The organism is Aeromonas sp. QDB39 (genome assembly GCF_027707585.1).
In the GTDB taxonomy this organism is placed as follows: domain Bacteria; phylum Pseudomonadota; class Gammaproteobacteria; order Enterobacterales; family Aeromonadaceae; genus Aeromonas; species Aeromonas hydrophila.
Window position 1 is genome coordinate 86,855 of the sequence record NZ_JAPCIV010000021.1, and the last position, 8,907, is coordinate 95,761.

Genomic DNA, 8,907 nt, shown 5'->3' on the forward strand with positions numbered 1-8,907 from the left:
GACCTTGGCGAGCAAGAGTTTAGGAAGTATCTATGCAAAACCAACAAAACCACATCCGATTGCCGGGCATGTCGCAGGTGTTTGCCTGCCTGGCTATTTTCCTGGCCCTGGCCTTCTCCTTCACCAGCGTGCTCGACCTGCCAATCCAGTTGGCACTGTTCATCGCCTGGTTCGTCATCATGGGGCTCGGCATCAAGCTCGGCCATGATTACAAATCCCTGGAGCAGGCGGCCGTCGACGGCGTCGCCAAGGGGATGGGGGCCATCCTGATCCTGGTCTCCGTCGGGGCGCTGGTGGGCACCTGGATTGCCGGCGGCATCGTCCCCAGCATCATCTACTTCGGCCTCAAGGTGATTCACCCGTCCATCTTCCTGCTGGCAACCCTGATCATCTGTTCGCTGACCTCGCTGGCCACCGGCACCTCCTGGGGCTCGGCTGCCACCGCCGGCATCGCCATGATGGGGATCGGCCACAGCCTCGGCGTGCCCGCGCCGCTGGTGGCGGGTGCCGTGCTCTCCGGCGTCTACTTCGGTGACAAGCTCTCCCCGCTCTCCGACTCCGTGGTGCTGGCCTCGACCATGTCCAACGTCGACGTGATGGAACACATCAAGGGGATGCTGCCCATTAGCCTGTTCTCCTATGTCATCACCGCCGCCCTGTTCACCGTGGTCGGCATGCAGTACTCCGGCAACGTCAGCCTGGAGCAGGTCAACCTGGTGATGGAAGCGCTCGACAAGCAGTTCAACATCACCCCGCTGGCCATAGTCCCGGTGGTGCTGGTGCTGGGCCTCTTGGCCAACCGCAAGCCCGCCTTCCCGGTGATCAGCTTCGGCGCCCTGCTGGGCCTTGTCTGGGCCATCCTGTTCCAGGACATGGATCCGGTCAAGGCGATGCACTCCGCCTACAGCCCGTTTGCCATCACCTCCGGCGTCGACTTCATCGACAACATCCTGGGCCGCGGTGGCATGGAGTCCATGCTGGGCTCGGTGGCCGTCATCATCTTCGGCTTGGGCTTCGGCGGCCTGCTGGAGAAGGTCGGCATCCTGGAAGTGATCGCCAGCGCCTTCGAGAAGCGCATCAAGGGTGCCGGCAGCCTGACTACCCACACCATAGGCACCGCCTTCCTGGCCAACGTGTTCGGCTCGGCCATGTATGTGTCGCTGATCCTGACCCCCAAGATCATGGCCAAGAACTACGACCGGCTGGGACTGGCACGCAAGAACCTCTCCCGCAACGCCGAGTTCGGCGGCACCCTCACCTGCGGCATGGTGCCCTGGAGCGACAACGGCATCTTCATGGCCGGGGTACTGGGGGTGGCTACCCTCGACTACCTGCCCTACATGTGGCTCAGCTTCACCTGCATCATTGTGACCATCACCCTCGCCTATCTCGGCAAGGCGGTGAACCGGATCCCGGTGATCGAGGCTGCCAGCTCCCGCTAACCACCGGAAAAACCATGATAAAAGGCGCCAGCACGGCGCCTTTTATCTGGCCGCGATTCGAGGTTAAGCTGGCAGTCACCTTGATCGCACGCGGCAGGACGCCCAGATGAACTTCACCTTTCGCCAGATCCGCTATTTCGTGGCGGTGGCCGACAGCTTCTCGGTGAGCCGCGCCGCCGCCGAGCTGCACATCTCCCAGTCGGCGGTCACCAGCGCCATCCGCGAGCTGGAGACCGAGCTCGGCGCCGCCCTGTTCGAGCGCAATCCGCGCGGCGTCAGCCTCACCACCCAGGGTCACCAGTTTCTGCTGCACGCCCGGCGCATCCTCGGCGCCATGACCGAAGCCGGCCAGTCCCTCAAGGCGGTGGCCCAGCAGGATCAGGGGCGGCTCACCATAGGCGTGACCACGCTGGTGGCAGGCTACTACCTGTCGGAGGCGCTCGGCCGCTTTCGCCGCGCCTTCCCGGCGGTGCAGATCGAGGTAAAGGAGGATGAGCAGCCCTACCTCGAGCACCAGATCGTCAATGGCGAGGTGGACGTGGGGATCCTGATGACCAACCGCACCATCCGTCAGGAGGCGTTCGATACCGAGCTGCTGACCCGCTCGCCGCTGCGGGTCTGGCTCGCCGCCAACCACCCGCTCTGCGCCGAGTCGACCCTCTCTCTCAAAGCGCTCGGCGAGGAGCCCATGATCTCGCTGACCGCCGACCAGCTGGATCAGATCATCGGCGGCGGCCTGCGCCGCTACGGCATAGCGCCGCGCATCGTGCTGCGTACCGCCTCGGTAGAAGCGGTGCGCAGCCTGGTGGCGAGCCAGCTCGGGCTCGCCCTGCTGCCGGACTTTGCCTACCGCCCCTGGTCGCTGGAGCAGGAACGGGTCGAGGCCCGCGCCATCAAGGAGCCCATCCCCGCCATCGACATCGGCCTGGTGTGGCGGCGCGGCTCGCGGCTGGAGTGGACCGCCCGCGAGTTCATCGACATAGTGCGGGATCAGAGCCGGCTGCGGGCCCGTCAGCAGGTTTCTCGCTAACCGTTTCCGGAGACCGTATTGCCATAGAAATTCAGATTCATCTGCACTCGATATCGATTTAGCAGATACCTCTGGCGTTAAAAATTGAAATTCTCATTGCTCACGGCTTCTCCTACGCTCATGACTGGTTAACAGGATGTTAATTGTCAGCGTGGCATCACAACCGTGCCCGCCCCAGCAAGGAGAGCAAGATGAAACTGACCCCCCTCACCCTGGCCCTGATCCCCGCCCTGCTGGCAGGCCAGACTCAGGCTGCCCCCACCACCCTCGGCAAGGGTGAAGGCCAGCTCAACATCGTGGCCTGGGCCGGCTACGTGGAGCGCGGCGAGACCGACAAGAACTACGACTGGGTCACCGGTTTCGAGCAAGAGACCGGCTGCAAGGTCAACGTCAAGACGGCCGCCACCTCGGACGAGATGGTGGCGCTGATGAACGAGGGAGGCTTCGATCTGGTGACCGCCTCCGGCGACGCCAGCCTGCGCCTCATCGCCGGTGGCAAGGTGCAGGCACTCAACCTGGCGCTCATCCCGAGCTACGGCAAGATAGACCCCCGCCTGCAGAGTGCCCCCTGGCACACGGTGGACGGCAAGCACTACGGCGTGCCCTACCAGTGGGGCGGCAACATCTTGATGTACAACACCAAGGTGTTCCCCAAGGCGCCTGACTCCTGGAGCGTGGTGTTCGAGGAGCAGACCCTGCCGGACGGCAAGTCCAACAAGGGACGGGTGCAGGCGTTCGACGGCCCCATCCACATCGCCGATGCCGCCCTCTATCTGATGAGCCACCAGCCGGCGCTCGGCATCAAGGATCCTTACGAGCTGAACGAGGATCAGTACAAGGCCGCCCTCGACCTCTTGCGCCAGCAGCGTCAGCTGGTGGGACGCTACTGGCACGACGCCTTCGTCCAGATCGACGACTTCAAAAACGAGGGGGTGGTCGCCTCCGGCTCCTGGCCGTTCCAGGCCAACACCCTGATCGCCGACAAGCAGCCCATCGCCACGACGGTGCCCAAGGAGGGCGTCACCGGTTGGGCCGACACCAGCATGGTGCACAGCGAGGCGAAGAACCTCACCTGTGCCTATAAGTGGCTGGAGCACTCCCTCAACAACAAGCTGCAGGGGGATCTCGCCTCCTGGTTCGGCTCCGTCCCCGTAGTGCCAGCCGCCTGCGAGGGCAATGCCCTGCTCGGGAAAGAGGGGTGCAAAACCAACGGCATCGACAACTTCGATCGGGTGCGCTTCTGGCGTACCCCCGTCACCCAGTGCAAGAGCCAGGGGACCTGCGTTCCTTACTACCGCTGGGTCTCAGACTATATCGCCATCCTGGGTGGTCGCTGAGGTACCTCAGTAAATGCCGATATGGGGCCGGACAGGAGTCCGGCCCGCTTCCCACACAGACAAGGACGTCCCATGAATGCCGTACAATTTGACCGGGTCAGCCGCCACTATGGCGAGGTGAAGGCGGTCGACGACATCTCCTTCCAGATCCCGGCCGGCGAGTTTTTCACCCTGCTGGGGCCGAGCGGTTCCGGCAAGACCACCTGCCTGCGGATGATTGCGGGTTTCGAATACCCGAGCGAGGGGGAGATCCGGCTGTTCGGCGAGCCTTGCTCCACCGTGCCCCCCTACGATCGTAACCTCAATACCGTGTTTCAGGACTACGCCCTGTTTCCCAACATGGATGTGCGCGACAACATCGGCTACGGCCTGATGCTCAAGGGCGTCGCCAAGGCGGAGCGTTACCGCAAGGTGGACGAGATGCTGGAGCTGGTGCGCCTGCCCGGCGTCGGCAACCGCAAGCCGGGCCAGCTCTCCGGCGGCCAGCGCCAGCGCATCGCCATCGCCCGGGCACTGATCAACCAGCCGCGCATCCTGCTGCTGGACGAACCGCTCGGGGCACTCGACCTCAAGCTGCGCGAGCAGATGCAGCTCGAACTGAAAGCCTTGCAGCGCCAGCTCGGCATCACCTTCATCTTCGTCACCCACGATCAGCAGGAGGCGCTCTCCATGAGCGACCGCATCTGCATCTTCAATCAGGGCAAGATCGAGCAGATTGCCGCGCCGGATACTATCTACGACGCCCCCGCCACCCCCTTCGTCGCCCGCTTCGTCGGCACCGTCAACCTGTTCGAGGGGGAGCAGGCCCGCCGTCTGTGCGGCGATGCTAGCCAGATGATGGTACGCCCGGAGCGGATCCGGCTCGCCAAGGCCGGCACACCAGGCTGGTCCGGGGAGGTGCGCGAAGTGGAGTACCTCGGCCCCTTCGTGCGCTACCGGGTCGATCTCGGCGAGCAGCTCGAGCTCATCGTCAACCACCCCAACGAAGGCCAGGCCCGCCTGCCCCGTGGCGCCCGGGTCAGCCTCAGCTGGCCGGAGCAGGCGATCCATCGCCTGCACACCGCCCCTCTGGGAGCTCAACCATGAGCGCCCCCCACAGTGCGAGCCTTGCCATGAGCCAACCCACTGCCCCCCTCTCCTATCGGCCGCTGCGGCGCCTTTCCACCCTGCTCTACGGGCGGCCGGGTCTGTTGCTGGCCATCCTGCTCGGGCCGCCGTTGCTGTGGCTCGGCATCATCTATGTCGGCTCCCTGCTGATGCTGCTCTCCAACGCCTTCTTCGGGCTGGACGAGTTCAGCGGCCAGATCCGCCACGAGCTGGGGCTGCAGAACTTCGTCGCCCTGCTGCGGGCGGAGAACCTGGACGTGATCCTGCGCACCGTCGGCATGTCGCTGCTGGTGACCTTGGCCTGCGCCCTGCTCGGCTTTCCGGTGGCCTACTACATGGCGCGCTACACCAGCGGCAAGACCCGGGCCCTGTTCTACGTCGGCATCATGCTGCCGCTCTGGTCCAGCTATCTGGTGCGGGTCTACGCCTGGAAGCTGATCCTGGCCAAGGAGGGGGTCATCAGCTGGCTGGCAGATACTCTGGGACTGGACTGGCTGCTGGACGCCATCCTCTCGTTGCCGGTGATCGGCGGGCCGTCGCTGTCGTTCTCCCGCATTGGCACCTTCATCGTGTTCGTCTACGTCTGGCTGCCCTTCATGATCCTGCCTATCCAGGCGGCGGTGGAGCGGATCCCGCGATCCTTGCTGGAAGCGAGCGGCGATCTCGGCGCCACCCCGGCCCAGACCTTTCGCACCCTGATCCTGCCGCTCGCCCTGCCCGGCGTGGTGGCGGGCTCCATCTTCACCTTCTCTCTGACGCTGGGGGACTACATCATCCCCGGCATCATAGGCAACTCCACCATGTACATAGGCCAGGTGGTCTACATGCAGCAGGGTACGGCGGGCAACCTGCCCTTCGCCGCCGCCTTCTCGCTGGTGCCGATCCTCATCATCGCCATCTACCTCACCATCGCGAAACGCTTGGGGGCTTTCGATGCGCTTTGATACCCATGTGTCACTCATCCACACAAGTTCGCGGGTGCCCATCCTGATCATGGCTATTCACCTGACGACAGCGAAACGCTTGGGGGCTTTCGATGCGCTCTAATACCTCCATGAAACGGGACCATGGCAACCAGCCTTCCGGCCTGCTCAAGTACGCTGCCATCGGCGGCCTCTTGTTCCTGCACTTTCCGATCCTGTTCATCTTCCTCTACGCCTTCACCAGCGAGAGCAAGAGCTATCAGTTCCCGCCCCCCGGCCTGACCCTCAAGTGGTTCGAGGTGACCCTCAACCGCCCCGACGTGTGGCGCGCCATCCAGCTGTCGCTGGAGGTAGCGGGGCTGGCGACGCTGGCCGCCATGGTACTCGGCACTCTGGCGGCGGGGGCCATCGCCCGCAGCCGCTTCTTCGGCCAGGAGGTGGTGTCGCTGTTGCTGGTGCTGCCCATCGCCCTGCCCGGCATCGTCACCGGCATCGCGCTGCGCTCCGCTTACGGGGTGATGGAGATCCCCTTCAGCTTCTGGACCATCGTCATCGGTCACGCCACCTTCTGCGTGGTGGTGGTCTACAACAATGCCCTGGCGCGCTTTCGCCGCACCAACCAGAGCCTCATAGAGGCGTCGATGGATCTCGGGGCCGACGGCTTCCAGACCCTGCGCTACGTGATCCTGCCCAACCTCGCCACCGCCCTGCTGGCGGGGGGCATGCTGGCGTTCGCCCTCAGCTTTGACGAGGTGATCGTCACCACCTTCACCGCCGGCCAGCAGACCACGCTGCCGATCTGGATGTATCAGGAGCTGATCCGGCCACGGGACAGGCCGGTCACCAACGTGGTGGCGCTCATCATAGTGGCCTTCACCACCATTCCCATTCTGCTTGCCTACTACCTCACCCGCGACGGCCAGGACGTCGCTGGCAGTGGCAAATAACGACTCAACGCGTGCGCAAGGATGCAACCATGAAACTCTCTACCCAACTCTTGATCGACGGTCAGTTCGTCACCGGTGACGGCCAGGCCGAGCCCATCCTCAACCCGGCCACCGGGGAACTTCTTGCCTCGGTGCCCGAAGCCTCGTTCGAGCAGGTGAACCGGGCGGTGAACGGTGCCCAGCGCGCCTTCGCCCAGTGGAGCCGCACCACCCCGGCGAGCCGCAGTACCCTGCTGCTGCGCCTGGCCGACGCCATCGAGCGCCACGCCGAGGAGTTTGCGGCGCTCGAATCCCTCAACTGCGGCAAACCCTATCTGGCGGTGCTCAATGACGAGCTGCCGGCGGTGGTGGACTGCTTCCGCTTCTTCGCCGGCGCGGCTCGCTGCCTGCAGGGGCCGCTGGCGGGGGAGTACATCGAGGGGCACACCAGCATGATCCGCCGCGACCCCATCGGGGTGGTGGGCAGTATCGCCCCCTGGAACTATCCGCTGATGATGGCGGCCTGGAAGATGGCCCCCGTGCTCGCCGCCGGCAATACGGTGGTGCTCAAGCCCTCCGAGCAGACCCCGCTCACCGCCCTGCGCCTGGCGGAGCTCGCCAGCGAGCTCTTCCCGCGCGGCGTCATCAATATCGTCTGCGGCCGGGGCGAGAGCGTGGGGGCGCCGCTGGTGGAGCACCCGCTGGTGCGCATGGTGTCGCTCACCGGTGACATCGCCACCGGCCAGAAGATCCTGCAGAGTGCCGCCCGCACCATGAAGCGCACCCACCTGGAGCTGGGGGGCAAGGCACCGGTCATCATCTTCGACGATGCGGATCTGGAGGCCGTGGTGGCCGGCATTCGCACCTTCGGCTTCTACAACGCCGGCCAGGATTGCACCGCCGCCTGCCGCATCTATGCCCAAGGCAAAATCTACGACAAGTTCGTCGCCGCCATGACCGAAGCGGTCGCCTCCATCAAGGTGGGAGGTCCGCGCGAGGAGGGGGTGGAGATGGGGCCGCTCATTTCGGACCGGCAGCGCAACCGGGTGGCCAGCTTCGTGGAGCGGGCCCAGAGCAGCGGTCACGTGGAGGTGACGGCGGGGGGCAAGATCCGCCCGGGCAACGGCTTCTTCTTCGAGCCGACCCTGATCGCCCATGCCCGCCAGGAGGATGAAATAGTGCGGCGCGAAGTGTTCGGCCCAGTGGTGTCGGTAACTCGCTTCAACGACGCCGAGCAGGTGGTGCAGTGGGCCAACGACTCGGACTACGGCCTCGCCTCCTCGGTCTGGACCCGGGATCTCGGCCTTGCCAGCAAGGTAGCCAGCCACCTGCAGTACGGCTGCACCTGGATCAACACCCACTTCATGCTCACCTCCGAGATGCCCCACGGCGGCATGAAGATGTCCGGCTACGGCAAGGATCTCTCCCTCTACGCGCTGGAGGATTACACGGTGCCGCGCCACATCATGCTCAAGCTGTGAAACCCGGACAGCCGAAGACGAAAAGCAGAAGGTCCCGCATGGCGGGGCCTTCTCTCTGAGCACTCTGCATCTTTACGTCACTGTGGCGATCATGGCCGGGGACGGTACCGGTCGTACCGGTGCAGTCTGCGGCCATCGCGCCAGGGCGTCGTCAGCTTAGCGCTGCTTGCCGCTGCCGATACCGAACGGAATGCGGTAGTCACTGCTCTGATCACCCAGGCTCACGGTCAGGTTGCCCTGGGTGCGGCTCGGGATCTGCACTTGCTGGGTGCCCATCAGGTTGGCATGGACGGAGGCAACCACATCACCAGACTCGTCACGCACTTCCAGCATGGGGTTGGCCTTGCCTTCGACGGCGGCGGTCGCGTGCCAGTTCACAAACAGCACGCCCGGGGCGGCGTTGAAGTCAGCCGGAACGGAAGCCTGGGCGAGACCTGCGGTCATCAGGCCTGCAACGGCCAGCATCTTGATTACGTTTTTCATGTTCATTCACTCTCTTGGTTTTTATGTCATTGCCTGGGCCGACGGGCCCGAATCAATGCATCCTTGCAAGAGGTTATTCAAATAGTGTGTTGTTCTTTCACCCTTAACCATCCCCTCATATGAGCGAGGCGTGGCGCGGCTTCTGAGGTATGATCGCCATCCTTGACCAGCTAATACC

At 64.3% G+C, this 8,907-nt stretch carries 8 protein-coding genes; 7 read left to right on the top strand and 1 reads right to left on the bottom strand.

The window, feature by feature from the left end; translation table 11 throughout:
- Positions 1–32: 32 nt before the first annotated feature.
- From nhaC to PG899_RS13970, 7 genes are all read left to right on the top strand, one after another.
- Entirely contained in the window at positions 33–1,442 is a 1,410-nt protein-coding gene (nhaC, locus tag PG899_RS13940; protein WP_017409482.1) for a Na+/H+ antiporter NhaC, read from the top strand.
- 106 nt (positions 1,443–1,548) lie between these two features.
- Positions 1,549–2,472, top strand: a complete 924-nt coding sequence (locus tag PG899_RS13945; RefSeq protein ID WP_043164498.1) for a LysR family transcriptional regulator — start codon at positions 1,549–1,551, stop codon at positions 2,470–2,472.
- Between the two features lie 191 nt (positions 2,473–2,663).
- Positions 2,664–3,809, top strand: a complete 1,146-nt coding sequence (locus tag PG899_RS13950; RefSeq protein ID WP_077095207.1) for an ABC transporter substrate-binding protein — start codon at positions 2,664–2,666, stop codon at positions 3,807–3,809.
- 72 nt (positions 3,810–3,881) lie between these two features.
- The gene (locus PG899_RS13955) at positions 3,882–4,895 is read left to right on the top strand and encodes an ABC transporter ATP-binding protein (RefSeq protein ID WP_077095208.1); all 1,014 of its coding nucleotides are present in this window, start codon (positions 3,882–3,884) and stop codon (positions 4,893–4,895) included.
- Positions 4,892–5,860 (top strand): ABC transporter permease, encoded by a 969-nt coding sequence (locus PG899_RS13960; RefSeq protein WP_024944801.1) that lies wholly within the window; start codon positions 4,892–4,894, stop codon positions 5,858–5,860. The genes PG899_RS13955 and PG899_RS13960 overlap by 4 nt, the downstream gene beginning before the upstream one ends.
- Positions 5,861–5,970: 110 nt before the next feature.
- Entirely contained in the window at positions 5,971–6,786 is an 816-nt protein-coding gene (locus tag PG899_RS13965) for an ABC transporter permease (RefSeq protein ID WP_011707522.1), read from the top strand.
- 29 nt (positions 6,787–6,815) lie between these two features.
- On the top strand, positions 6,816–8,246 hold the full coding sequence (locus tag PG899_RS13970) for a gamma-aminobutyraldehyde dehydrogenase (RefSeq protein WP_077095210.1): 1,431 nt from the start codon (positions 6,816–6,818) through the stop codon (positions 8,244–8,246).
- A 156-nt stretch (positions 8,247–8,402) separates the two neighbouring features.
- Here the strand turns inward: PG899_RS13970 and PG899_RS13975 are convergent, their stop codons facing one another.
- Entirely contained in the window at positions 8,403–8,735 is a 333-nt protein-coding gene (locus PG899_RS13975) for a hypothetical protein (RefSeq protein ID WP_077095211.1), read from the bottom strand.
- Positions 8,736–8,907 lie beyond the last annotated feature (172 nt).